The organism is Streptomyces macrolidinus, assembly GCF_023887685.1.
Lineage (GTDB): Bacteria > Actinomycetota > Actinomycetes > Streptomycetales > Streptomycetaceae > Streptomyces > Streptomyces macrolidinus.
In genome coordinates this window covers 105490-131190 of record NZ_JAMWMR010000003.1, presented here as the reverse complement: position 1 = coordinate 131190, position 25701 = coordinate 105490, and the positions used below count along the sequence as shown (strand labels likewise).

Sequence of the window (25701 nt, the reverse complement as noted above, 5' to 3'; positions counted from 1 at the left end):
TAACAGGGCGAGGTGCGGGCCCATGGTTGCGCGCGGACATCACGGGCGTGCTTCGAGAGTCCCGCCTGCCCCGTACGCGCCCCCTTCACTCGGGGGTGACGTCGAGTGCGTGGCCGACGAGGGCCAGCAGCGTCTCGACCGCCGACATCCGGCGGCGCGCGTCCATGATCATGACAGGTATGTCCTCGGATATCGTGAGCGCGTCGCGCACGTCCTCGGGCTCGAACCGCTCGGTGCCGTCGAAGTGGTTGACCGCGACCACGTACGGCATCCCGCTGCTCTCGAAGTAGTCGAGCGCCGGGAAGCAGTCCTCAAGCCGCCGGGTGTCGGCCAGCACGATCGCGCCGATCGCGCCGCGGACCAGGTCGTCCCACATGAACCAGAACCGCTGCTGGCCCGGCGTGCCGAACAGATAGAGCACCAGGTCGTTGTCGAGCGTGATGCGGCCGAAGTCCATGGCCACGGTCGTGGTGAGCTTGTCCGGCGTCTCGGTGAGGTCGTCGGTGCCCTCGCTGGCCGCGGTCATCATCGCCTCCGTCTGGAGAGGCTTGATCTCCGAGACGGCGCTCACCAGGGTGGTCTTGCCGACGCCGAAGCCGCCGGCCACGACGATCTTCGTCGCGATCGGGGGGCGGGTGCGGTCCGTCTCCCAGGCCCGCAGGTCCTCCTGCTGTTCCGGGTCGACGGCAAGCGGGGAGACGTCCCGGGAGACGTCAGAGACGGCGGAGTCCACTCAGCACCCTTTCCAGCAGAGCGCGGTCCGGCTGTCCGGGGCCGTGCCCGGTTCCGTACACACGGATCTTTCCTTGGTCCGCGAGGTCGCTCAGGAGGACGCGGACCACCCCGAGCGGCATACGCAGCAGTCCGGCGATCTCCGCCACCGTGCGCATACGGCGGCAGAGTTCGACAATGGCCTGCGCCTCGGGCATGACCCGGGCGCCGGACGGGCGGTTCGTCAGTTCGCGGCGTTCCTCCGGGGCCTCCAGGGCCGCCACGAAGGTCTCGACGAGGAGGACATGGCCGAAGCGGGTGCGCCCGCCGGTGAGGGAGTAGGGGCGCACTCGGGCCGGTTTGCGGTCACTGCCGCGCACCGGAAGCTTCTTCGGCGTTCCGCTCATCGCGCGCTCCCCGCTGCCTCTGTCTCCAGGGACCGGCGTAGCTCGCTGCGCAGTTCGGGGGTCAGGACGTGTCCGGCGCGGCCGACGAAGAGCGCCATGTGGTACGCCACCACGCTCATGTCGCAGTCCGCGGAGCCGTGCACGCCCAGCAGTGAGCCGTCGCTGATGGACATGACGAACAGGCTGCCCTCGTCCATCGCGACCATCGTGTGCTTGACCCCGCCGAACTCCATCAGCTTCGCGGCGCCGACGGTGAGGCTGCCGATGCCGGAGACGATGGTGGCGAGGTCGGCCGAGGACCCCTTGGGGCCGCGCGGTCCGCGCTGACCGGAGCGGGCCTCGGCGTTGCGGCCAGGGTCGGACGACAGCAGGAGCAGGCCGTCGGAGGAGACCACCGCGACCGACAGCAGTCCCGGCACCTCCTCGACGAGGTTGGTCAGCAGCCAGTGCAGGTTGCGTGCCTCACTGCTCAGTCCATAGGTACTGGGCGCGGTCAACTGCTTGCCTCCTCGACGGTGCCCCCCGATGCTTCTGCGTCTGCTGGGGTCCCTGGTGCGGCGGTGGACGGTGGGGTCGTGGACCGGGGCGGGACTGCCTCCGTCTCCCCCGTCCTCTCGGCGTTCTCCGCCTCGACGTGGCGGTAGCCCTCCGTGGCGCCCCGGTGGAACCCGCCGAGCCTGCGGCGCAGTGCCTCGGCGTCCACGCCGCCGGCGCGGGGCCGGGGGGTCTGCGTGGGCGCGGAGATCCTGGGGGTGCGCTTGGGGAGACCCTTGGCGGTGCGCCGGGGGGTCTCGGGCTGCTGGGAGGTCGGGGGCTCCTCGGGGCGAAGGTCCGGTGCGGTGGGCCGCGACGCGCTCTCGTCGGGGGTGCGTTCGTGCGTGTCGGGGCCGATCGCGTACGGGTCGGGGTCGGTGGTGCTCTGGGCGGGGATACGGGCGGCGGGGGCCTCGTCCTCGGTCAGGGGGGCGTGGTCCGTGTCCGTGTCCGCGTGTGCGGCGGGGTTCTTGTCCTCGGAGTCCTTGTCCTCGGAGTCATTGCCCTCGGAGTCATTGCCCTCGGAGTCCTTGTCCTCGGTGGCGGGCGCGGGGTCCGCGTCCAGTACCGGGGCGAAGAGCTCCATGGTGGTCTCGGGGGACACCTCGGGCTCCGCGGGAGCCTCCTCGGGGGCCTCGGTGCCGGTCTCCGGCGCCTCGGTGCCGGTCTCCGGCGCCTCGGTGCCGGTCTCCGGCGCGTCCGGGCCGTCCTCGGAGTCCGCGGTGGCCGCGTGCTCCCGCAGCGCCTGTTCCGCCGCCGCGATCAACGGGTCCTCGTCGCCGCGCGGTTCCTGGATGGTGATCCGGGTGCGGGCCTTGAGGACGTTCGAGTTGACCTCGGCGTCGGCGCCGGGCAGGGACGGCGAACCCCCGCTCGGGGCGGCCGACTTCGGGGCGGCGGCGAGCAGCGACTTCGTCAGGGTGACGACCGCCGCGACACCGCCCTCCTTCTGCTTGCGCAACTGGACGCGGATGCCGTGCCGGTGGGCGAGGCGGGCGACCACGTACAGGCCGAGCCCGAGCCCCTCGCCGCCGTCCTGGTCGTACGGCGCGCTCGGATCGAAGTCGGCGAGGCGGGCGTTGAGCCGGCTCATCCGCTTCCCGGACATGCCGATGCCCTCGTCGTGGACGGAGAGCATCAGCTCGCCGTTCTCCCGGAGCCAGCCGGAGATCTCGACGGCGGACTCCGGCGGCGAGAACGACGTGGCGTTCTCCAGGAGTTCGGCCAGCAGATGCGAGAGGTCGTCGGCGGCGAAGCCCACCACCTGCGCGTGCGGCGGCAGCGCGCCGACGCGCACGCGCTCGTACCGCTCGATCTCGCTGACCGCGGCGCGCACGACGTCGACGAGCGGTACGGGCCCCGCGTGCTGCTGCACATGCTCGGCACCGGCCAGGACGAGGAGGTTCTCGCTGTGGCGGCGCATGACCGTGGCGAAGTGGTCGAGGCGGAAGAGCGTGGAGAGTCGCTCGGGGTCCTGCTCGCGCTCCTCCAGGCCTTCGATGAGGGCCAGTTGGCGGTCGACCAGGCCCACGGTGCGCAGGGCGAGGTTGACGAAGGTGGCGTGGATGCTGTGCTGGACCTGCCCCAGGTTGGCGGAGGCGTCGGCCAGTTCGGTGCGCAGCTTCTCGCGCTCGTCGGCCATGGTCTGACGCTGGCCGACGAGATGCTTGCGGTCGGACTCCAGGGTGGACAGCCGCTCCTGGAGCGCGACGGCGTGCGCGTGCAGGGCGTTGACGGAGCGGACGACCTGGGCGAACTCGTCGTTGCGGCCGGTGAACTTCACCGGTTCCTCGGTGGCCGGGGAGGCGGCCACGCGGGCCGAGCCGAGGCGCAGGACGGCGAGCGGACGGGTGAGGCTGCGGGCCATCGCCGTGGCGATGCCGAGGGCGACGAGCAGGAGGACGCCGAGGGCGGCGACCCGGATCTCCAGCGCGGTGACGTCGTCGTCGCGGAGCTGCGCGAGCTGCTTGCTGCGGGCCTCGTAGAGCGAGGACTCGGCGCCGCGCATCTGGTCGACGCGGGCGGACAGGGCCGCCCCCACCTTCTCGGTGCTGTAGCCGAGTTCGGCGTCGGAGAGCGTGGGCTGGTCGGTGAGGTCCGCGAGGTACTTCTCGGCGGAGGTGACCTCGGGGCCGGTGACCGTGGAGTCGTAGGAGTTCCGGGCGGCCGTGGGCGCGGTCTCGCGGAAGGCGGCGATCGCCGCGTCGGAGCGGACGGCGGCCTGCTGGGCGGCGGCGGTGAGGGCGTCGCGGCGCTTGGCGTCGGCCTCCGAGGCGCTGTTGGTGGTGGTCGGCAGGCCGGTGACCGGGTCGTAGGTGGTCTGGGTGACGCGCGGGACGTTCAGGGCGGCGAGGAGCAGTCCGCGGGCGGCGGCCGACTGCTGGACGGCGCTGTCGAGTTCGGCGAGGGCATGGGCGCCCGCGCCCGCGCGGGGCGGCATCTGCTCGGCCAGGTCCACGGCGACGGCGTGGAGTTCGGCGATGGCGGAGGAGTACTCGCGATGAGCCTCCAGAGCGGTGCTCTTCCCGGTGAGCGCCGCTCTGCGGGCGGTGGCCACGTCCTCAAGTCCCTTGCGCAGCCCGGCGGGCAGGTCCGTACGGGCGCGCAGGTCCTCGATCTGCCGGTCGACCCGGGCGCTCTGCTGCTCGGCGGGTGCCTTGGACTTGGGGCGCCCGGCGGCCACGTACGAGGTGACCCCGTCGCGTTCGTCGGCCAGCGCGTGGGCGAGCACCAGCGCGTCACGGGTCTGCTCGGCGAGCGTCACGAGGTTCTGGGAGTCGTTGAGCTGCCCCGAGGCGGCGATGACGGTCGGCGCCCCGGCCCCGGCGACCGCGGCGGCGACCACGGCCACCGCGACGATCAGACGGTTGCGGACATGGGCGGTCCGGCCGCTGCCCGTGGACTTCGACGGGGCGCCCTGTGCGGGAGCCGTCTTCCTGTCTGCGCGCCGAGGCCGCATCTTCTGCACCGGTGCTCGCCATCCTGACTCGTGTACCCATGGGCCGGGGTGAGGGGCCGTCAACTGGGCCGCCTCCCCGGTACGACGGTTTCCGACCCTCCCAGTGCCGGTGGGCGGCGATCCCGCTTCCCCTGTCCCGCCACCCGAAGGAGTGAACCTCGGCGGGGAGTTGGCGGGCAAGTCCCTGTGGCCCATGCCAGGGCCTTGCGCGGCGGGCCGGTTGGACGTCGGCGGCACACTTTGGCAGGATTCGCCGCCACGCTTCCCTGGAATTGATCATTCCGTCCCAAATCAGTCACCTGACCTGCCCGGTCGCGCTGTGGCGGCGATCGATGCAGGCCGTTGTGGGCCGGTGAAGAGGTCGTGCAGACTGGCCGGATGCGTACGGAACTCATCTCCGAGCCCGGCGACCCGGCGCGCCCCGACGAGGACTTCGCCGCACTCGCGCTTCCGGCCTCAGGACAGGGCGGAGCGCTGGTGGTCCTGGACGGGGTGACGCCCCCCGAGGACAACGGCGGCTGTGTGCACTCCGTCCCCTGGTTCTGTGCACGCCTCGGCGGCGCGCTGACCGAACTGTCCGGTTCCCGCAGGGATCTGACGCTTCGAGAGGTCCTTTCCCACGCCATCCTCCGTACCGCCGACTCCCACGCGTTCACCTGTGACCTTTCTCACCCGCGAACCCCTCAGGCGACAGTGGCCCTCGCCCGCTGGTCCGCGACCGTGGTGGAGTACCTGGTCCTCGCCGACTCGGCCCTGCTCTGCGAGGCTCCGGACGGCACGGTCACGGCCTTCGTGGACGACCGGCTGGCCCGCCTGCCGCGCGCGAGCCTGGCGACGGACGCGCTCGTCGACGCCACGGTGCGCAACAAGGAGGGCGGCTTCTTCACGGCCGCCGCGGACCCCGCCGTGGCGGACCGCGCGGTGGCGGGCGAGGTGCCGCGCGCCGCGGTGCGCTCGCTCGCGGCGCTGACGGACGGCGCGGCCCGCTGGACGGAGAAGTTCCGCGCGGGCGACTGGGGGGATCTGCTCCGCGTCGTCCGCGCGGAGGGCGCGGCGGCACTGGTGGCGCGCGTCCGCGCGCTGGAGACGGCCGACCGTACGGCGCGGGTCCATCTGGGCCGCAGCAAGACGCACGACGACGCGACAGTGGTGTACGTGGAGCCCTGAGCGGCGGACCGCGCCGCCTGCCCTACTTCTCCATGACGAGGTTCAACTGGCGGATCAGGCGCGCCAGTTCGGCCACCTCGTGCCGGTCCCAGTCGGAGAGCTGGCGCACGTACCGCGCGCGGCGCGCCTCGCGCACGCTTCCCACGCGGTCGCTGCCCTCCTCGGTGAGGTGGACCAGCCAGGCCCGGCCGTCCGCCGGGTCGGGTTCGCGGGCCACGAGGCCCAGCTCCTCCAGGGCGCGCAGTTGGCGGGACATGGTCGCCTTGCCGACGCCGACATAGGCCGCGAGGTCGGTCGCGCGCTGCCCGCCGCACTCGTCGAGGCGGACCAGGAGTCCGTAGGCGGCCGACTCCAGATCGGGGTGGACCTCGCGGGCCATCTCGCCCTGGCTGGCCCGCGCCCGGCGCAGGAACACCGTCAACTCGCGCTCCAGGGACAGGAATTCCTGGTCGGCGACGCCGTGGCCGACACCGTGACCGCTGTCGCGACCGCAGCCGTGACCACTGCCGTCGCCGGGCTCGCCGGAGGGCACCGGACGCTCCTCGCCGTTTCCGTCCTCGCGCACGTCAGCACCCCTGCCCTGGTTTCCCGATCCTGAAAGTTTCCGCCGGGCATCGCCGTTGCCGCAGCTAGGCCAGTATTTCGCAGGATTAGACCAACGGCAGACCCCGGCCCCTCTTCTCAAGCCCGCGCTCCACGTGTCAGCTTCCTTGTCAGACACTGGCATGCCCACGCCATCACGGAGCGCGGAGGACCCCGACCCTCCCCGCGTCCGGCGCGGGTGTGCCGCCGCACCGAGCATTCCCCCCACCGAGCTCCACCGAGCTCCCACCGAGCGACTCGGAGGCACGTCATGCCCGTGCACAGACCCGGACCGGTCCGGCGCCCGCGCTTGTTCGCGGCCGGAACCCTGCTCGCAGCGTTCTCCCTCCTGTTCTCCCTGCCGGCCCACGCCGCCGACACGCCCGCGCGCGGCTCCGCCACCATGGGGATGGGCGTCCTGGCGCACGACGGCCAGGACGGCAGGCCCAGCGGCGCCGACGCCACCCAGACCGAAGGCGTCGACGTCGCGGGCTACCAGGGCAACGTGGCCTGGTCGACCCTGTGGGGCAGCGGGGTCAAGTGGGCCTACACCAAGGCCAGCGAGGGGACGTACTACACGAACCCCTACTTCGCCCAGCAGTACAACGGCTCCTACAACGTCGGGATGATCCGCGGCTCGTACCACTTCGCGACCCCGGACACCACCAGCGGCGCCACCCAGGCCAACTACTTCGTGGACCACGGGGGCGGCTGGTCCAAGGACGGCAAGACCCTGCCCGGCGTGCTCGACATCGAGTGGAACCCGTACGGCGACGCCTGCTACGGCAAGTCGGCGAGCGCGATGGTCAGTTGGATCACCGACTTCCTGAACACCTACAAGGCGCGCACCAGTCGGGACGCCGTGATCTACACGGCCACGAGCTGGTGGACCCAGTGCACCGGCAACTACAGCGGCTTCGCCGCCAAGAACCCGCTGTGGATCGCCCGTTACGCCTCCGACCCGGGCACGCTCCCGGCCGGGTGGTCGTACTACACGATGTGGCAGTACACGTCGTCCGGCCCGACGGTCGGTGACCACGACAAGTTCAACGGCGCGCTGGACCGGGTCCAGGCCCTGGCGAACGGCTGACCCACGACAGACGGCGAAGGCCCGGGGCTCCCTCGCGGAGCCCCGGGCCTTCCCCCTGCGGTGGTCCCGTCGCGTCCCGCTTGACCACAATGGGACCCATGCCTCATCCGGACCACACCTACGACGCCCCCCGGATCCTGGACCGCCGCGAGGGCCCGCACGGCGAAGTCGTGCTGCGCCGCCACGGCGAACTGCTCCAGATCATCGCGAACGGCTGCTTCCTGATGGACACGTCCGACGGACGCTCGGAGCGGCTGCTCGTCGACCTCGCCTGCGACGCCCTCGCCGGGCGCCCGCGGCCCCACGTGCTGATCGGCGGCCTCGGAGTCGGGTTCTCGCTCGCACACGCCGCCGCCGACCCGCGCTGGGGCCGGATCACCGTGGTCGAACGCGAGCGCGCCATCATCGACTGGCACCTCGACGGACCGCTGTCCGCGCTCTCCGCCGAGGCCCTCGCCGACCCCCGTACGGACATCCTCGAAGCCGATCTCGTCCGCCATCTCCATGAGACTTCGGACACGTACGACGCCCTGTGCCTCGACATCGACAACGGGCCCGACTGGACGGTCACCCAGGACAACGACAGCCTGTACTCGGGGACCGGACTGGCAAGCTGTGCAAGGGTGTTGAGGCCTGGTGGCGTCCTCGCGGTGTGGTCCGCGCAGCCCTCTCCGGAATTCGAAGGAACCCTACGGAATGCCGGGTTCCAGCAGGTGCGTACCGAAGAGGTCCGCGTTGCCCGGGGCGTTCCCGACGTCGTGCACCTGGCGGTCAGACCTGGATAGCCGACTCGCGGTGACTCCCCGTACGCTGCTTCCCTGACGCGGATCACTCATGCGTCAGGCGCAGTCATGGGATCACCCCACGGATTCCGGAAAGCACACTCAGGGGCGGGCGATGGAGCAGACACACACCTCGCACAACGGCACGACGGCGACCCCGGGCGCCCAACGGCGGGTCCTCGTGGTCGAGGACGACCCGACGATCGTCGACGCCATCGCCGCCCGCCTGCGCGCGGAGGGATTCCTCGTGCAAACGGCGGGGGACGGTCCGGCGGCCGTGGACACGGCCGAGGCCTGGCAGCCCGACCTGCTGATCCTCGACATCATGCTGCCGGGCTTCGACGGCCTGGAGGTCTGCCGCCGGGTGCAGGCGCAGCGCCCGGTACCGGTGCTGATGCTCACCGCGCGCGACGACGAGACGGACATGCTGGTCGGGCTCGGCGTCGGCGCCGACGACTACATGACCAAGCCGTTCTCCATGCGGGAGTTGGCGGCGCGGGTGCATGTGCTGCTGCGCCGGATGGAGCGGGCCGCGCTGGCCGCCGCGACGCCGCGCAGCGGCATGCTGCGCCTCGGCGAGCTGGAGATCGACCACGCGCAGCGCCGGGTCCGGGTGCGCAGCGAGGACGTCCATCTGACGCCCACCGAGTTCGATCTGCTGGTGTGCCTGGCCAACACCCCGCGCGCCGTGCTCTCGCGCGAGCAGCTCCTCGCGGAGGTGTGGGACTGGGCGGACGCCTCCGGCACCCGCACCGTGGACAGCCATATCAAGGCCCTGCGGCGGAAGATCGGCGCGGAGCGCATCCGTACCGTGCACGGCGTCGGCTACGCGCTGGAGACACCGACGCCATGAGCGGCGGGCCGGACCGACGCAAGAGCCCCGAGGACTCCTGGGGCCGTGTCCGCCCGTTCTCGATCAAGACCAAGCTGGGTGCGCTGGTCGTCATCTCGGTGCTGATCACCACGGGTCTGCTGCTGATCGCGGTGCGCACGGCGACCGAGCTGCGCTTCATCACGGTGTTCTCGATGATCGCGACCCTGCTGATCACGCAGTTCGTGGCGCACTCGCTGACCGCGCCGCTGGACGAGATGAACGCCGTGGCGCGCTCCATCTCGCACGGCGACTACTCGCGCCGGGTCCGTGACCACCGCCGGGACGAGCTGGGCGATCTGGCCCACACGATCAACCTCATGGCCGACGAGCTGGAGGCCCAGGACCGCCAGCGCAAGGAGCTGGTGGCCAACGTCTCGCACGAGCTGCGCACGCCCACCGCGGCTCTGCGCGCGGTGCTGGAGAACATCGTGGACGGGGTCACGCAGGCCGACCCCGAGACCATGCGCACGGCGCTGAAGCAGACGGAGCGCCTCGGGCGCTTGGTGGAGACGCTGCTGGACCTCTCCCGGCTGGACAACGGCGTGGTCCCGCTGACCAGGCGCCGTTTCGAGGTGTGGCCGTATCTCTCGGGCGTGCTCAAGGAGGCCCAGATGGTGTCCTCCGCGCGCGCGGGCCTCGCCTCCGGCTCCGGCAGTCACACACGTACGGACGTCCATCTGCGCCTCGACGTCTCCCCGCCGGAGCTGACGGCGCGCGCGGACCCCGAACGTCTGCACCAGGTCGTCGCCAATCTGGTGGACAACGCGGTCAAGCACAGCCCCCCGCACGGCCGGGTGACCGTGAAGGCCCGGAGCGGCCCCGCCAAGGAGTCGCTGGTGCTGGAGGTCGTGGACGAGGGCCCCGGCATCCCGCAGTCGGAGTGGCACCGGGTCTTCGAGCGTTTCAACCGCGGCGCGGTGAGCCGGCCGCACGGGCCGGGCAGCGACGGCGGTACGGGTCTCGGCCTCGCGATCGCCCGCTGGGCGGTGGACCTGCACGGTGGCCGGATCGGCGTGGCCGAATCCGCACGCGGATGCCGGATTCGGGTCACCCTTCCGGGAGAGCCTTCCGTCCCAAGTTGACGTAAAGTTCGAAAGGGAAGAACAAGATCCTTGTCCGCCCCGGGGACGGACACCCTGGTTGATCAGGCAGTGGCCCGCGCACTCTGCGCGTCGGGTCGGCGTCGCCGTACCCGTCACAGACCGGAACCTCGCTTGTTTCCCGCCATTTACACCCCCGAAACGCGCTCTCCGATGTGACATACACGACGATGACACGGTCCGGCCTGACCTTCCCGGTCAGGGAGGCGTAGCCTTAATCCCCGCTGTCCATCACCTTGCGAAGAAGCGGAAGAGGGCGGTTGCCGCCGTGTCGCCACAGTCCCCCAGTAACTCGAGCGTCTCGACCGACGACCAAACCGGGAAGAACCCGGCAGCCGCGTTCGGTCCGAACGAGTGGCTCGTCGACGAGATCTATCAGCAGTACCTCCAGGACCCGAATTCGGTAGACCGTGCCTGGTGGGACTTCTTCGCCGACTACAAGCCGGGAGCGGCTGCCGCCGCCTCCGCGGCTCCGGCGAGCACTGCCACCACGACGGCCCCGGCCGCGTCCACCGCGGCGGCCCCCGCCGCCCCTGCGACCCCCGCAGTGCCGCAGGCCCCGGCCGCCCCGGCGCCGGCTGCCCCGCAGCCCGCCGCGCCTGCGCCCGTCAAGCCCGTCGCCGCGCAGCCCGCGGCACCCGCCAAGCCGAAGAAGGACGAGTCCGTGGCCGAGGCCCCCGCTGGCCCCGAACTGCTGACGCTGCGCGGCCCCGCCGCCGCCGTCGCGAAGAACATGAACGCCTCCCTGGAGCTGCCCACGGCCACGTCCGTGCGCGCGGTCCCGGTGAAGCTGCTCTTCGACAACCGCATCGTCATCAACAACCACCTCAAGCGCGCCCGGGGCGGGAAGATCTCCTTCACGCACCTGATCGGCTACGCGATGGTGCAGGCCATCAAGGCCATGCCGTCGATGAACTGGTCGTTCGCGCAGAAGGACGGCAAGCCGACCCTGGTCAAGCCGGAGCACATCAACCTCGGCCTCGCCATCGACCTGGTGAAGCCGAACGGTGACCGGCAGCTCGTCGTCGCGGCGATCAAGAAGGCCGAGAGCCTGAACTTCTTCGAGTTCTGGCAGGCCTACGAGGACATCGTCCGCCGTGCCCGCGACGGCAAGCTGACGATGGACGACTTCACCGGCGTGACGGTCTCCCTCACCAACCCCGGCGGCCTCGGCACCGTCCACTCCGTGCCGCGCCTGATGCCCGGCCAGTCCGTGATCATGGGCGTCGGCTCCATGGACTACCCGGCGGAGTTCCAGGGCACCTCCCAGGACACCCTGAACAAGCTCGGCATCTCGAAGGTCATGACGCTCACGTCGACCTACGACCACCGGGTGATCCAGGGCGCCGCCTCCGGCGAGTTCCTGCGCGTCGTCGCGAACCTCCTCCTCGGTGAGAAGGGCTTCTACGACGAGATCTTCAAGGCCCTGCGCATCCCCTACGAGCCGGTCCGCTGGCTCAAGGACATCGACGCCTCGCACGACGACGACGTCACCAAGGCCGCGCGGGTCTTCGAGCTGATCCACTCCTACCGGGTCCGCGGCCATGTCATGGCCGACACCGACCCGCTGGAGTACCAGCAGCGCAAGCACCCCGACCTGGACATCACCGAGCACGGCCTCACCCTGTGGGACCTGGAGCGCGAGTTCGCCGTCGGCGGCTTCGCCGGCAAGTCGATGATGAAGCTGCGCGACATCCTCGGTGTGCTGCGCGACTCGTACTGCCGCACCACCGGCATCGAGTACATGCACATCCAGGACCCCAAGCAGCGCAAGTGGATCCAGGACCGGGTGGAGCGCCCGCACTCCAAGCCGGAGCGCGAGGAGCAGCTCCGCATCCTGCGCCGCCTGAACGCCGCCGAGGCCTTCGAGACGTTCCTGCAGACCAAGTACGTCGGCCAGAAGCGCTTCTCCCTGGAGGGCGGCGAGTCCGTCATCCCGCTGCTGGACGCGGTGATCGACAGCGCTGCCGAGTCGCGTCTGGACGAGGTCGTCATCGGCATGGCCCACCGCGGCCGGCTGAACGTGCTGGCCAACATCGTCGGCAAGTCGTACGCGCAGATCTTCCGTGAGTTCGAGGGCAACCTCGACCCGAAGTCGATGCACGGCTCCGGCGACGTCAAGTACCACCTGGGCGCCGAGGGCACCTTCACGGGCCTGGACGGCGAGCAGATCAAGGTCTCCCTGGTCGCGAACCCCTCGCACCTGGAGGCGGTGGACCCGGTCCTCGAGGGTGTCTCCCGCGCCAAGCAGGACATCATCAACAAGGGCGGCACGGACTTCACGGTCATGCCGGTGGCGATCCACGGCGACGCGGCCTTCGCGGGCCAGGGCGTGGTGGCCGAGACCCTGAACATGTCGCAGCTCCGCGGTTACCGCACGGGCGGCACGGTCCACATCGTCATCAACAACCAGGTCGGCTTCACGGCGGCCCCGGAGTCGTCCCGCTCCTCGATGTACGCCACGGACGTGGCCCGCATGATCGAGGCCCCGATCTTCCACGTGAACGGCGACGACCCGGAGGCGGTCGTGCGCGTCGCGCGCCTGGCCTTCGAGTTCCGCCAGGCGTTCAACAAGGACGTGGTGATCGACCTCATCTGCTACCGCCGCCGCGGTCACAACGAGTCGGACAACCCGGCCTTCACGCAGCCGCTGATGTACGACCTGATCGACAAGAAGCGCTCGGTACGCAAGCTGTACACCGAGTCGCTGATCGGCCGGGGCGACATCACCCTGGAAGAGGCCGAGCAGGCCCTCCAGGACTACCAGGGCCAGCTCGAGAAGGTCTTCACGGAGGTCCGCGAGGCCACCTCGCAGCCCGCCGAGGCCGCCGCGCCCGGCCCGCTGGACGGCTTCCCGGTGGCGGTCGACACGGCCGTGTCCGCCGAGGTCGTCAAGCGGATCGCCGAGTCCCAGGTCAACATCCCCGACCACATCACCGTCCACCCGCGTCTGCTGCCGCAGCTCCAGCGCCGTGCGGTGATGGTCGAGGACGGCACGATCGACTGGGGCATGGGCGAGACCCTCGCCATCGGCTCGCTGCTCCTCGAGGGCGTCCCGGTCCGGCTGTCCGGCCAGGACTCCCAGCGCGGCACCTTCGGCCAGCGCCACGCGGTCATCATCGACCGCGAGTCCGGCGAGGAGTACACGCCGCTGCAGTACCTGGCCGAGGACCAGGCGCGGCTGAACGTCTACAACTCGCTGCTGTCCGAGTACGCGGCGATGGGCTTCGAGTACGGCTACTCGCTGGCCCGCTCGAACGCGCTCGTGATGTGGGAGGCGCAGTTCGGTGACTTCGTCAACGGTGCGCAGACCGTCGTGGACGAGTTCATCTCCTCGGCCGAGCAGAAGTGGGGCCAGACGTCCGGCGTCACGCTCCTGCTCCCGCACGGCTACGAGGGCCAGGGCCCGGACCACTCCTCGGCCCGCCCGGAGCGGTTCCTCCAGCTCTGCGCCCAGAACAACATGACGGTGGCCATGCCCACGCTCCCGTCGAACTACTTCCACCTCCTGCGGTGGCAGGTGCACAACCCGCACCACAAGCCGCTGGTGGTCTTCACGCCGAAGTCGATGCTGCGCCTCAAGGCCGCCGCGTCCAAGGCGGAGGAGTTCACCACGGGCCAGTTCCGTCCGGTCATCGGGGACGCCTCGGTGGACCCGGCCGCCGTCCGCAAGGTCGTCTTCACGGCGGGCAAGGTCTACTACGACCTCGACGCCGAGCGCCGCAAGCGCGGTGTGACGGACACGGCGATCATCCGGCTCGAGCGCCTGTACCCGCTGCCGGGTGCCGAGCTCCAGGCGGAGATCGCGAAGTACCCGAACGCCGAGAAATACCTGTGGGCCCAGGAAGAGCCGGCGAACCAGGGCGCATGGCCGTTCATCGCCCTGAACCTCATCGACCACCTGGACCTGGCGGTCGGCGCCGACATCCCGGCGGGCGAGCGGCTGCGCCGTATCTCCCGTCCGCACGGCTCCTCCCCGGCCGTCGGTTCCGCGAAGCGGCACCAGGCGGAGCAGGAGCAGCTCGTGCGCGAGGTGTTCGAGGCCTGAGCCACTGAGCACGGCTGACGACAGGGCCCGGTCCCGGGAGTTCTTCCCGGGACCGGGCCCTTCGGCATGTTCGACCGTTCGGCGTGCTCGGCGTGCTCGGCGGCCGTCGCCGCTCAGATCGGCTGGGGCTCGAAGTCCCAGTGCGGGCGGTGGCGTTCGAGGATGCGGCGGATGTGCGGGTGATCGGCGCCGAGGAGCCAGGTGAGCCGGGTGGCCGCGTCCCGGCGCAGCGCCTCGGCCTCCGCGTGCTCACCCAGCCCGGCCAGGTCGACCGCGAGTCCGGCCCGCAGGCTGATGGTGAGGATGTGCGCGTCGGTCAGGGTGCGCGCGGCCCGCTCGGCGGTCTCGCGGCCCAGGGCGACCGCGGCCTCGGTGTCGCCGTCGGCGGCGAGCGCGGCGACCTGGTTCTTGGCGCAGCCGATGGCCCAGGGATGGTCGGCGCCCACCGCCCGCTCCATCCGGGCGCGGACATCGCGGGACAGTTCGAGCGCCTCCTGGCTCTCACCCGCCTCGCGCAGCAGGACGGCGACGTTGTCCCGCGCCCCGATCGCGTACGGATGATGGTCGCCGAGCTGGGCCGCGTACTGGCCGGCGCTGAACTCGGCCAGTTCCCGGGCCTCTTCGATACGGCCCAGGTCGCGCAGCAGCATCGCGTAGTCGCAGGTGACCATCAGGGACTCGGGGTGCTGGGGGCCGCGGCGGCCCAGCAGCCTGCGCCGGGCCGCGCCCATCATGGCCTCCGCGAACTGGAGGTCGCCGACGCGGCGGGCGCACAGGGCGAGGTTGTGCTCGGCGAGCAGGGTCTGGCTGTGGTTGCGGCCCAACGCCTGGCTGTGGGCGCGGGAGTTGTGGCCCTGGATGGCCAGTGCCTCGCGGTAGTCGCCGAGCAGCCGCAGCATCCAGGCCGTGCCCAGCGCGGAGTTGAGGGTGAGCGGATGCTTGCCGCCGAGGACCTCCACACGGGCCTCGAAGACCTTCAGATGCAGGGAGAGCGAGTCGGCGTAGTGGCCCTGGAGGCCGAGGGCGACCGCGAGGTTGCTGCGGAGGGCGAGGGTGCGCGGCACCTGCTCGTCGCCGAGTTCGGCGGCGGCGATCGCGGCGGCCTCCTCGAACAGGGCGCCCGCCTCGTCGTACCGGGCGAGCGCCATGAGCGTGCCGCCGAGGCCGTCCTTGGCGCGGATCAGCTCGATGGGGCGGGTGTTCCCGGCGGTCTCCAGCCGCCCGAGGATGTCGCGGCCGACGCTCTCGGCCTCCGCGTACTTCCCCAGTCTGCGGAGCATGTTGGCGAGTTGGTGGACGGCGACGAGGACGTGGCGGTCGGTGGGCGCGGCGGTGGCGCTCCAGTTCTCCACGGCCATGCGGCTCAGCCACCAGCCGTCGTGGTACTCGCCCCGCATCCGCAGGTGTTCGATGCAGTTGAGGACGAGTTCGCGGAGGTCGTCGTCGGTCGACTCCAGGGCCCGGGACGGTTCCAGATGCGGGATGAGCGCCGCGTACCGGGCCCCGTTGGCGGCCGAGGCGGGGTCGCGCGGGTCGGCGGAGACCAGGACCCTGCGGGCGGCGGCCGAGTAGCGCGCGACGTCGTCGGGCGACTGGATGGAGCGCACGAACCGGTGGAAGAGGCGGTGCATGCGCAGCGTGCCGACGGTCTGCGTGTCCATCCGAGGGTTCTGCTCGTACTCGATGCGCATGGAGGTGATCTCGGACAGCTTGCGCAGGGCGGTGTTCCAGCTACTGGGCTCGGCGACCAACTCGGCCAGTTCGGGCGGCAGATCGCCGTGCCGGGCCGTCTGCAGCAGCCGCACGGGGACGACGTCCGGGGAGAAGCAGACCAGCAGGTTGAGCAACTGCCAGGCGGATTCGGCCCCTTCGCGCAGGCTGTTGACCAGCTTGGCCCAGGCGACCTCGAAGCTCTGCGGGTACTGGCCGGAGGCCATGACCCCGAACCGGTCGGGTCGGCCGTCCCGGATGTCCCGGAGATACGCGTCCACGGGCACGGCGGGGTTCAGGTCCAGCCAGGTGGCGGTCTGGTCGAGCAGCAGCGGCATGTCCTCGACGGCCTCGGCGAGCCGCTCGGCCTGCTCGTCGGTCAGCCGCGCGGTGCGACGCCCCACGAACGCGACGCTCTCCTGGCGCTCGAACACCGGGATGGTGACGGTCTCGGCGTGGGCGCCCCAGTCGGTGCGGTACGTGGTGATCAGCACGTGCCCGCGCCCCTCCGGGAGGAGATCGAGCAGCCGGTCGGGGTCCTCGGCCCCGTCCAGGACCATCAGCCAGGGCCGGAGCGTGCGGTCCAGTTCACGTCGTACGGCCTTGATGGTGGCCGTGAGGTCCCCGGCGTCCGGCAGTCCCAGCCGGGGCGCCAGCTCGGCGAACTGCTCGCGGGCGGTGACCCGTTGGGCGGCGTTGACCCACCACACGATGTCGTACTCACCGGCGAACCGGTGGACGTACTCCAGCGCGAGCTGTGTCTTGCCGAAGCCGCCCGGACCGAGCAGCACCACGGCGGCGCCCTCGGTACGCCCGGCGGAGAAGGCCCCGTACATCTTCTCCAGCAGTTCGGTCCGCCCGATGAAGCGGCGGTTGCGGCGCGGGGCCTGCCACACCTCCGGCGGGTCGTCCGGGAAGCGGGGGCCGCGGCGCAGGTCGACCAGGATGCCGGGAGCCGGGACGCCCGCGCACTCCAGGACGCGGCTGCGCGCCACTTCCGGGCGCAGGCCCCGCAGTTCGACGGGTGCGAGGGCGATGACCTCCTCGGGCATGGGCCGGGCGGTGACGCTCACGGCGGCGAGCCGGTCGCGGTATGCCGGGAGTCCCTGTCGCAGGACGTCCGCCCATGCCGTGAACCGCTCGCGGCCGAGCCGCTCGTACCAGTCGTCGAGGAGGAGCAGCACCCGCCCCGGCGCGCTCAGCAGGTCGGCGAGCGCCTCCACGGTCGGTGGCCGGCGCAGCGGGTTCCATCGGATGAGCGTCGTGGCCCGGCCCGCGGCCTGGATCTGGTGGTCGATCCACCGGGCCCAGGACTCACTCTGCCCGGCGAAGACCACCGTGACGTGTTCCAGCTCCGCCGTCATCTCGCCGTCCCCTCGGTTGAACCCGGTCACGACTGTCCACACGTCCGTCAATTGTGCGTCAAAGCAGTTGTGTCACAGGTGAGTTGTCGTCAGCTTCCGCTTCGGCCCGTCGTACGGGCGGTGTGTTCCAGCCGATGCGCGATGTGCCGTATGAGTCGTTCCAGGTCGGCGCAGTAGACGCTGGGGTGGTGGAAGCCGGTGCCGGGCGCGTACCGGTGGACGTAGTTGCCGCCTCCGCACACCTTCCCCACCGGGCAGTCCAGGCACTCCTTCGCGAGCGCGCGCTCGCCCAACTGCCGTGCGGCGATGCCGGGATGGCGCAGTGCGGCGTCGAAGGTGTGCCGGAAGACGTCGAGTCCGGTCTCCGCCGCGCCCGGATAGGCCGACCGCAGCGAGTCGACCTGCTCGATCGCGCCGTCCGTCTCGATCACGACGGCGGCCATCGGCGAGAGCCCCACCGCCTCGGCCGAACTGGGCGCGCCGAGCAGCAGCGCGGCGATCTCCTGGAAGAGCCGCACCCGCGTCGGGGGCCGCCGCTCGTCCCACCAGGCGTCGAAGACGGCGGCCAGCCAGTCGCCGTACGGGGTGGGCCGCGGCCGGTGGCGTCCGGGGCTGCCGGGGCTCGAACCGGGCGGCGGATGGGCCCAGTTGGCGTGCGGGAGCAGGAAGTCCACGCCGGGCGGGTCCAGTACGCGCAGGGAGCGGTAGACGTCCAGCGGATCGGTGTCCGGGTCGATGGTGCACAGGACTCCGGCGTACGTGGCCGGGCGCGCCGCGAGCCGGAGGGCGGCGGCGCGCGCGGCGGACCAGGCGGGGCGCCCGGCGTGGTCGACGCGGCGGGCGTTGTGGGCGGCGCGTCCGCCGTCGAGGCTGAGCCCGACCCGGACACCGGCCCGCGCGAGCCGGTCGAGGACGGCGTCGGTGAGGCGGGTGCCGTTGGTCTGCACGGTGGCGGTGACCGCGCAGTGCGCGGGGACGGCCTCGCGGACGGCACGGGCGTAGGCGAGGACGGGCGCGGGACCGGCGAGCAGGGGCTCGCCGCCGTGGAGTTCTATCCGGATGTGGTCGAGGCCGTGGGTGCGTACGTGCTCGGCGACGCGGGCGGCGGTGCGGTGCATCGTACGGGGGTCGGTACGGGGCGGGCGGTCACGCCAGCCGTGGTCCTGGCCCCGGTAGAGGTAGCAGTAGGCGCAGTCGAGGTTGCAGCGGCTGTGCAGCTTCAGCACGAACTGCCGGAAGGGGGTGGGTCGGTGGGCCCCGGTGTCGAGGAGGGCATGCGGCCAGCGCGGGTGGGGGTGCGGGTGGACGGTCACGGGGCGTCTTCGTAGTGGGCGACGACGGTGGACTCCCCGTTCCGGGCGCGGACTTCGGCAAGGACGGCGGCCAGTACGGGGTGATCGGTGTGTTCGGGAGGGGTGATCTCCTGGAGGGGTCTGGGGGTGTCGTCGGGGGTGGTCACTCTTCGGGCGCTTCCGGGGCCAGGCGGGAGATGTGGGTGCGGAGGGCGTCGATGGTGTCGGGGTTCCCGGTGAGGTCGAGTGCGGTGCGGAATTCGGTCAACGCGGCTTCGGGCTCGCCCAGTTGCTCCCGGACGCGACCTCGCGCCTCATGGGCGTCGGCGAGCAGTTCCTCGTCCCCGGCTGCGCGGGCGTGGACGGCGGCCCGGGAGAAGCAGTCGAGCGCCTCGTTCTGGCGCGGACGCGCGTCCGCGTGAGCGGCCAGCAGGACGAGCGCCGCCCCCCGGCTCATCCACGCCTTGGCCAGGAACGCCTGGTCGTCCGAACCGCGGATGGCCTCGCCGAACAGCCACTCTGCCTCGTACAGGTCGGACTGGACGAGCTGTGCTCCGTACCGCAGGACATGGGCGTACGCCAGGGTTCCTCTCCGTCGTGGCAGCTCCGGATCGTCCGGTGGGGACTCGTCGACCGCGCGCCGTAGCAGGTCGATGGCCTTGGCGACGTCCTGGGACCGCGCGGGTGTCCCCGACCGGTGGATCAGGGCCGCGCCGAAGTCGGCCAGCACGGCGGGCCGCCGGGGATCGTCCTCGCTCAGCAGCCATTCGGCGTCCGTCCAGGCCGCGATCGCGCTGTCCAGCTCGGCCGGGTCCTTGGTCCTCCTGAACCGGGCGCGATGGATCCGGGCGGCCCGCATATGGCATTCGAGCCTCAGCTCGGGATCGCCGCCCGCCGTGATCAGCGCGTGTTCCAGTACATGGGCGAGCCGCTCGGGCTCCCGCCGGTCGGCGATCTCCTCGGCGGAGGCCAGGTCCAGCCAGGCCCGGCAGTGCTCGGCGGCGGACAGCCCGCTGCCGTCGTCGGCCGCCACCAGGAGGTCGCCCGCGGCACGCGAGGCCAGGTCCGCCGCCCGCTCGGTATCGGGAGCCACCCCCTCGATCGGCCCCTTCCCCTGGTAGTGCCGGGCCAGGTCGAGCCAGATGCGTCCCCGTACGAGATGGGCGGGCTCCGAGAGGCCGAGGTCGATGCGTACTCCTGCGGCTACGGCCGCCCGGAGCAGATGCAGCACGTACCACTCCTCGGGCCCGAGGTCTTCCCCGGTGCCGGGACCCGCTTCCGCCAGGGCCCGGCGTACCTCCGCCAGCGTTCCCCCTGCGGTCGACAGCCGCTCGGGCATCCCCCCGTCGCTCAGCACCGACGTGAGATCCCGGTCCGCCACGTACAGCAGCAGGGCGTACGCGTGGTCCTCGGCGCTCCCCGATACCGTCCCCGCCCACTCGCGCAGGCTGTCCGGGATGCCCGGGAAGCCGATCCCCCGAGTCCGTACCTTCCGCGCCTGGGCCCAGCAGACCAGCCCTCGTACGAGCCTTCCGTCGGGGGACAGCGGCCTTCGGCCGTCGAGCGACTCCCAGGCTTCCCGAAGGTCCTCCCCCACACCCCGTACCTGCCAGCGGGCCAACAGCCCCTGGGCCAGGGCTTCATGGGCGGCCCCTTGGCCCGCTTGCGTCCGCGCGACCCCGGTGGCCCGTCGCAAGTACTCCACCGCGGCGTCGAGTTCGCGGGTGAGGCCCTCACGTCCGAACCGCGCGAGCGCCGCGCGCCCCCTCTCCAGCAGTTCCCTGTCGCTGAGTTCGGGACGGACCGGCACCACCGGCATCCGGGCGCCGAGGTCCCGCAGCACCTCCGCCGACACCTCGGCGAACGCCCGCAGGCCGACCGGCTCGTCCTCACCCGGTCCACCCGTGGGCGACAGGAGCTGCTCGCGGAGCACCGCGCCGTGCAGGAACGCCCCTGCCAGCGCGGGGAAGTTGCGCACGCTGCGGCCGAACTTCCGTCCCACGTACTCGGAGCAGTGCTTGAACAGCAGCTCGGCGTCCTCGACAGTCAGGCGCGTGCGCAGCTCCGTGGCGACCCCGGGCAGGAACTCGTAGCGCACGCCGTCGGGTCGGCCGGTGTCCTCGCGGCGCCGGACGAGTCCACTGAGCAGCACCTCGGAGAGCACATCGGGTCCGCTGCGCGCGAGCATCGCGTGCTGGACCAGTTGCATCACGGGCAGATGGAGCGGCACCGCGGTCAGATACACGGCCAGTCGGCGCGCCTCCGAGGAGGCGGGGCGCCAGAAGGCGCGCACCCGCTCCGCTCCGCTGAGGTCCGCCGCGGCCCGTACCGGCGCCGCGGACGGCGCGTGGTCGGCCCGTACCCACCCGGCCGCCGCGTCCAGGGACTGTCCCGTGGCCCCGGACACCAACCGCGCCCAGCCCTCCACCGACGCGCGCCGCAGCGCGAGCACGGGCACGGGCAGCGCCCCACGCTCCGTACGTCCCCGCTCGGGCCGGAACTCCAGGGCGCCCGCGGGCCCTTCGCGGCGGTGCAACAGCCCGCGTCGGGCGGGCAGATGGGTGCGCAGCCACATGCGCTGCGGCAGTGGTTGTACGACGGCGACGGGTGCCGTCGCGGCCCAGCGGTGCAGCAGCCGTTGCATGGCGCCGCCGCGCCACATCGGCCCGGCGCAGTCGCTGAGCACCAGGGTGACGCGCCGTCCCGTCGGGTCGCTGAGCTGCTCGGGAGCGTGCAGCGGGCCGGTGGGCTCAGGGGTGGCGGAGCAGCCGGGCAGGCCGCCCGGTGCCTCGTGCAGATACTGGACCTGCACCTCGCGGAAGGCTCCGGCGCGCGCGCAGACCTGCTGCAGTTCGTCGAGGGCCTGCTGCCACACCACCGTGGAGGTGGAGACGTCCATCACGAGCAGCATCCGGGCCTCGCGGCGCCGGTCGGTGCGCAGGACGGGCAGCACGAGCCCGGACTCGGCGGCCCGTTCGGCCGTGGCGGTCTCGTCCAGGACGCGCGGGACGGGCCGTACGGGCGCGCGGTAGCGCTGGAGGGGGCGTAACCCCCGTTGCAGGGCGAGGGGTTCGGGGAGGGCGGGCGCGGTCGGGACGCCTATCGGCGCCAAGGGGACGGCGGTACCGGTCTCTCCTGGTTCGGGTGCGAACAGCCGGGCCGCGTCGGGTGGTTGCGGCTCGGTGTGCTCGGCCGGGAGCCGGGGGAGCCGCGCACTCGGGGGCAACGGGCCGGTGTCGTCCGGCCGTTGGGAGCTTCCGCCCGGTACGACCTCCTCGGCCGGGTCGGACCGCTCCGTCGTGGCGGGCAGCCAATGGGCCAGCCACAGCGCGTCGGCGAGTTCCTCGACGCCCGGTACGATCCCCGCGTCCCGCAGGCGCGCCACCAGCGCCGTGAGCGCGGGGCTCACGGCGTCGGCGAGGGGACCGGGCGCCCGGGAGGTCATGGCGGCTACCGCGGCCCGCGGTCGAGCGGCTGCATCAGCAGCTCCGAGAGTTCCTCGCGACGCTCGGAAGCATCCCGCGCGGCGTGCTGGGCGAGGAAGATCGCGTTGAGCAGTTGGTCGGTGGGGCGCAGCGCCCCGTCCGCCCCGGCGCGGGTGAACCGTTCGACGATGTCGCGGTTGTCGTCGTACCCCAGCGACCCGAAGTGCGCCTGGACCAGGGCGGCGAGGCGTTCGTCGCGCGGAGCCTTGAGGTCGAGCGGGATACAGCGGCGCAGCAGCGGGGTGGGGAACTCCCGCTCGCGGTTGCTGGTCAGGACGACGAACGGGAAGGTACGGCAGCGTACATGGCCGCCTGTCACGGCCACCCGGCGGCCGTCGTCCGTGAGGACCTCGACCACCGGGGTCCGGTCGGCGATCCGCTCCAACTCGGGGATGGCGAAGCGGCCTTCCTCCAGGACGTTCAACAGGTCGTTGGGCAGGTCGATGTCGCTCTTGTCCAGCTCGTCGATGAGCAGCACGCGGGGCCGGTCGGCGGCGAGCAGCGCGGTGCCGAGCGGGCCGAGCTTGATGTACCGGCCGATGTCCTGTGCCGAGGCGTCGCCGGGCAGTTGGGCGTCCTGGAGGCGGCCGATGGCGTCGTAGGTGTAGAGCCCGTCGCGCAGTTCGCTGCGGCTGACGACCGGCCACTCCAGGACGCGGCCGAGGCCGAGTTCATGGGCGACGGAGTGCGCGAGGGTCGACTTGCCGACGCCGGGTTCGCCGGTGACGAGCAGGGGGCGCCGCAAGTACAGTGCGGCGTTGATGAGTTCGAGGGTCTCGGCGTCCTGGACTGGCAGCGGGACGGGCTTGCCGAGCCTGCGGCCGGTGGCGGAGTCGAGGTCCGGCACCTCGTACGCCACGGGCGGGGCGTCGAAGGCCCGCCACGGCGGTGGCGGCGGCAGCCCCTCGATCCTGCTCGGATCGGGATGCCCGGTGCCCCGGTAGATGAACCACTCGCTCATGCTGCGCTCCTCGCCGACGGTCGGTGGTGATCCACGTCCTGGCCGACGGGGGCGTTGTGCGCCCGCAACGGGCCCCTGAAACCGTACCCGTGATCAGCCGGTCGCAGAAGCTGTTTCGGCCATGCGCGGCGCGCGCTCGACGCGGCGCTCACAGCGGTGTTCGCAGCGGCGCTCACAGTGGCATTCACAGCGGCGCGTCCAAGGTCTCGGCCTCCTCAGGAGGCAAGGGGCGGCGTGGATCGTCGTACAGAAGCGCCATCGGCTCGGCCCAGGCGCGGTCGGCCCGGCGCTCGCTGACGTCCTGGCGTACCTGCCGTAAGCGGTCGGGGAGTTCGGCGAGCGCTCCCATGGTGCCGAGCAGCTCCTCCACGCGCGCGTAGAGCGTGTCGCACGCTTCCGGGCAGGCGCGCGAGGCGTGTCCGTCGATGTGCCAGAGCGCGACGCCGTGGCCGTTCTCCAGCGCGAGCCGCATGGAGGTGCGCCCGGGTTCGCGCCCGGCGGGCCGGCACATCACCGGGATACGGTCGAAGGCGGCCTCGCGGTAGCCACGGGCGCTCGGGACGTCGTGCCGCGCGGGGGTGCGCCAGGCGCGGAAGCGGCGTCGGCCGAGCATCGCCTGCCAGCGCTCCGTCCACAACTTGTCCGGATCCCCACGGCGTTCGAGCGCGCGCAGCACCACACGGCGGCGAACCGCGAGATGCCCGGTGTCATGGAGTTCCGCGATGTCGTCGAACCGCCAGCGGTGCACCGCGGTGTCGAAGTGACCTGCGGGCAGGGCGACTTCGAGGGGCACGGGGCTGCCGTCGCGGTCCTTGGCGCGCAGCAGCCTGCCGAGGGGCTCGCGCAGCGCCCGGACGAGGTCCTCGGGCGCGCAGCCGTGGACGGAGGCGTCCGCCTCGTACATCTCGGGGTCGCCCTCGCCGTCGTCGTACCAGATCTGCCAGAAGAAGCGGGCCGGGTCCGCTCCGATCACCGGGTCGAGCAGGACGGCGACGGTGGGGCCCTCGCCGGGCCCGGGGTAGGGGATGACGACCTGGTCCGGCAGGTCCTCGGGGGCGGGCCTGAGCGCCGCGGGGAGGCTGACCTCGCGGACGAAGTCGTGCATGGGCTTGCGTGGTTCCCTGCGCAGCCGCCGGTCGATCCATCTGCCGAGCGCGGCGCAGTCCCCGCGCCGGGAGTCCGTGTACGTCTCGACGTGCTTCAGGTAGCGCAGGAAGGTGAGCGCGTCGAGCGGCTGGACGCCCTCGTAGAGCAGCCCGTAGCCGTCCCTCCAGGTCAGCAACTCGGGTGTGCCGCCGGGCCACTTGTTGCCGCTGCGGGCCTTGGCCGCCAGGAGTTCGACGGTGGGCGCGTCGGGCGGTGCGGGCAGGTCGGCGAGCAGCCGCAGGGCCTCGCGGCGGTCGGCGGGGGTCCACCGCTCGCCACCGCCGTCCGACGGGCCGCCCTGGAGGTCGATCCAGTTGTCCCCGGCGGCGGATTGCGGCTCGTCGCCGTGCCAGCGGTCATGGGCGGCCATGACCGTGCGGTAGGTGTCGCCGAAGCGGCGCAGCGCGGAGATCGCCACCGCCTTGCCGCCGTCCTGCTGTCTGCGGCGCGACTTGATCAGCCCGACGACGGCTCCGGTGCCGGGGTCGAGCAGCGGGCCGCCCGAGACACCGGCCGGGAGTTCGATGTCCGGCTTGATGATCAGCCCGTAGGTGTCCTCGTGGCCGTTGATCTCGGCGTCCACGCTCCGGAAGTGCGTCTCGGGCGGGCCGGGGTAGTAGCCGCACGCCTTGAGGGCGCCGGAGTGCCGTACGGCGCGGTCGGCGAGCCACACGCATTCGTGCGGATGCTCGTCGGGGTCGCCCGCCAGCCGCACCAGGGCCAGGTCCTCCTCCAGCGGGACGGTGGGGATGCGCGGGTCGGTGAGCAGCCACTGTGCGAGGTGGGCCTCGGCGTCGATGCCCTCGCCGCGCACCCGGAAGCCGAGGGTGCGGTCGGCCGCCAGATGGGGGCGCAGGACATGGGCCGCAGTCAGCACCCACCCGGGCGCGACGAAGAAGCCGCTGCCCCACAGCGGCCGGTCGTCGCCGTCGGCGGCCAGCAGATGGACGGTGGCGGCGCGGGTGAGGTCGCAGAGTCTGTCGTTGCGCTCAGTCATGCGCCGCCGGGTCCCCGTCGCCGGATGTCGCGGGCTGGGCGTCGAACTGCCAGGTGAGAGTGACCTGCAGGGAGGCCTTGGCCTCGCCCCGGGCGAGCACGGCGACGGCCAGCCCCTCCTTCGCGGCGAGTTCCACCCCGAAGGTGATGGACGCCTCACTGGGCTTCGCCGCGCGGGCGGCGTCGAGAACGCTGCCGCCCACGCCCCTGATCAGGTCCTGCAACTGGTCCATCTTGGCCAGGGCCGCGTCCGTGAAGCCGACGTCCTCCTGCTCCCCGTACGCCTCCCCCGCACCGATCCGGGCGGTGATCACCGTGCCGTCCGGCAGCCGGACGCCCTGGATGTGGCTCATGCCGCTCCCCCGTCGAGTCCTTGCGTCGGTACGACCGACTGCGATCGGCCGTCACGTGAACTGCGACGAGGCTAGTGGCCGTCGCGGTTGCGGGCGAGAGCATTGCGGTGGGCATTGCGGTCGGCGGGCGAGAGCATCGC

18 protein-coding genes are annotated in these 25701 nt (G+C 72.0%); 6 read left to right on the top strand and 12 right to left on the bottom strand.

Features of this window, described 5'->3' with window-relative positions:
- Positions 1-85: 85 nt before the first annotated feature.
- The 4 genes from NGF19_RS04635 to NGF19_RS04620 are packed head-to-tail and all read right to left on the bottom strand — an operon-like array spanning position 86 to position 4620.
- Positions 86-733: a GTP-binding protein gene (locus tag NGF19_RS04635; protein WP_252422352.1), complete on the bottom strand. Its 648-nt coding sequence runs from the start codon at positions 731-733 to the stop codon at positions 86-88.
- Positions 714-1118, bottom strand: a complete 405-nt coding sequence (locus tag NGF19_RS04630) for a DUF742 domain-containing protein (RefSeq protein WP_252422351.1) — start codon at positions 1116-1118, stop codon at positions 714-716. The genes NGF19_RS04635 and NGF19_RS04630 overlap by 20 nt, the downstream gene beginning before the upstream one ends.
- Positions 1115-1615, bottom strand: a complete 501-nt coding sequence (locus tag NGF19_RS04625; protein WP_252422350.1) for a roadblock/LC7 domain-containing protein — start codon at positions 1613-1615, stop codon at positions 1115-1117. The genes NGF19_RS04630 and NGF19_RS04625 overlap by 4 nt, the downstream gene beginning before the upstream one ends.
- Complete coding sequence (locus tag NGF19_RS04620; RefSeq protein WP_252422349.1) at positions 1612-4620, bottom strand: sensor histidine kinase; 3009 nt, start codon at positions 4618-4620, stop codon at positions 1612-1614. Before NGF19_RS04620 ends, NGF19_RS04625 begins: the two co-directional genes overlap by 4 nt.
- A 369-nt stretch (positions 4621-4989) precedes the next feature.
- Here NGF19_RS04620 and NGF19_RS04615 point away from each other — a divergent pair, with 369 nt between their 5' ends.
- On the top strand, positions 4990-5778 hold the full coding sequence (locus NGF19_RS04615; RefSeq protein ID WP_252422348.1) for a protein phosphatase 2C domain-containing protein: 789 nt from the start codon (positions 4990-4992) through the stop codon (positions 5776-5778).
- A 22-nt stretch (positions 5779-5800) separates the two neighbouring features.
- On the opposite strand, the gene NGF19_RS04610 is transcribed toward NGF19_RS04615, so the two are convergent.
- Entirely contained in the window at positions 5801-6343 is a 543-nt protein-coding gene (locus NGF19_RS04610; protein WP_252422347.1) for a MarR family winged helix-turn-helix transcriptional regulator, read from the bottom strand.
- A 288-nt stretch (positions 6344-6631) separates the two neighbouring features.
- Here NGF19_RS04610 and NGF19_RS04605 point away from each other — a divergent pair, with 288 nt between their 5' ends.
- The 5 genes from NGF19_RS04605 (at position 6632) to NGF19_RS04585 (ending at position 14254) form a co-directional block, all read left to right on the top strand.
- Complete coding sequence (locus NGF19_RS04605) at positions 6632-7450, top strand: lysozyme (RefSeq protein WP_252422346.1); 819 nt, start codon at positions 6632-6634, stop codon at positions 7448-7450.
- A gap of 98 nt (positions 7451-7548) precedes the next feature.
- A complete protein-coding gene (locus NGF19_RS04600) occupies positions 7549-8235 on the top strand; it encodes a spermidine synthase family protein (RefSeq protein WP_252422344.1) in 687 nt (228 codons plus the stop codon).
- 112 nt (positions 8236-8347) lie between these two features.
- On the top strand, positions 8348-9085 hold the full coding sequence (locus NGF19_RS04595; protein WP_252422343.1) for a response regulator transcription factor: 738 nt from the start codon (positions 8348-8350) through the stop codon (positions 9083-9085).
- Positions 9082-10188, top strand: a complete 1107-nt coding sequence (locus tag NGF19_RS04590) for a sensor histidine kinase (protein ID WP_252422342.1) — start codon at positions 9082-9084, stop codon at positions 10186-10188. Before NGF19_RS04595 ends, NGF19_RS04590 begins: the two co-directional genes overlap by 4 nt.
- 286 nt (positions 10189-10474) lie before the next feature.
- Positions 10475-14254, top strand: a complete 3780-nt coding sequence (locus tag NGF19_RS04585) for a multifunctional oxoglutarate decarboxylase/oxoglutarate dehydrogenase thiamine pyrophosphate-binding subunit/dihydrolipoyllysine-residue succinyltransferase subunit (RefSeq protein ID WP_252422341.1) — start codon at positions 10475-10477, stop codon at positions 14252-14254.
- Between the two features lie 113 nt (positions 14255-14367).
- On the opposite strand, the gene fxsT is transcribed toward NGF19_RS04585, so the two are convergent.
- From fxsT to NGF19_RS04550, 7 genes are all read right to left on the bottom strand, one after another.
- Complete coding sequence (gene fxsT, locus NGF19_RS04580; RefSeq protein WP_252422340.1) at positions 14368-17370, bottom strand: FxSxx-COOH system tetratricopeptide repeat protein; 3003 nt, start codon at positions 17368-17370, stop codon at positions 14368-14370.
- Between the two features lie 47 nt (positions 17371-17417).
- Positions 17418-18641 (bottom strand): FxsB family cyclophane-forming radical SAM/SPASM peptide maturase, encoded by a 1224-nt coding sequence (locus tag NGF19_RS04575; RefSeq protein ID WP_372505573.1) that lies wholly within the window; start codon positions 18639-18641, stop codon positions 17418-17420.
- A complete protein-coding gene (locus NGF19_RS04570; RefSeq protein ID WP_252422339.1) occupies positions 18638-18787 on the bottom strand; it encodes a hypothetical protein in 150 nt (49 codons plus the stop codon). The genes NGF19_RS04575 and NGF19_RS04570 overlap by 4 nt, the downstream gene beginning before the upstream one ends.
- Positions 18784-22065 carry an SAV_2336 N-terminal domain-related protein gene (locus NGF19_RS04565; protein WP_252422338.1) on the bottom strand — a complete coding sequence of 1094 codons (3282 nt, stop codon included), beginning with the start codon at positions 22063-22065 and terminating at the stop codon, positions 18784-18786. The genes NGF19_RS04570 and NGF19_RS04565 overlap by 4 nt, the downstream gene beginning before the upstream one ends.
- Positions 22066-22070: 5 nt before the next feature.
- Positions 22071-23066 (bottom strand): AAA family ATPase, encoded by a 996-nt coding sequence (locus NGF19_RS04560; RefSeq protein WP_252422337.1) that lies wholly within the window; start codon positions 23064-23066, stop codon positions 22071-22073.
- 184 nt (positions 23067-23250) lie between these two features.
- On the bottom strand, positions 23251-25209 hold the full coding sequence (locus NGF19_RS04555; RefSeq protein WP_252422336.1) for a VMAP-C domain-containing protein: 1959 nt from the start codon (positions 25207-25209) through the stop codon (positions 23251-23253).
- On the bottom strand, positions 25202-25561 hold the full coding sequence (locus NGF19_RS04550; protein WP_252422334.1) for a CU044_2847 family protein: 360 nt from the start codon (positions 25559-25561) through the stop codon (positions 25202-25204). Before NGF19_RS04550 ends, NGF19_RS04555 begins: the two co-directional genes overlap by 8 nt.
- Between the last annotated feature and the right edge of the window lie 140 nt (positions 25562-25701).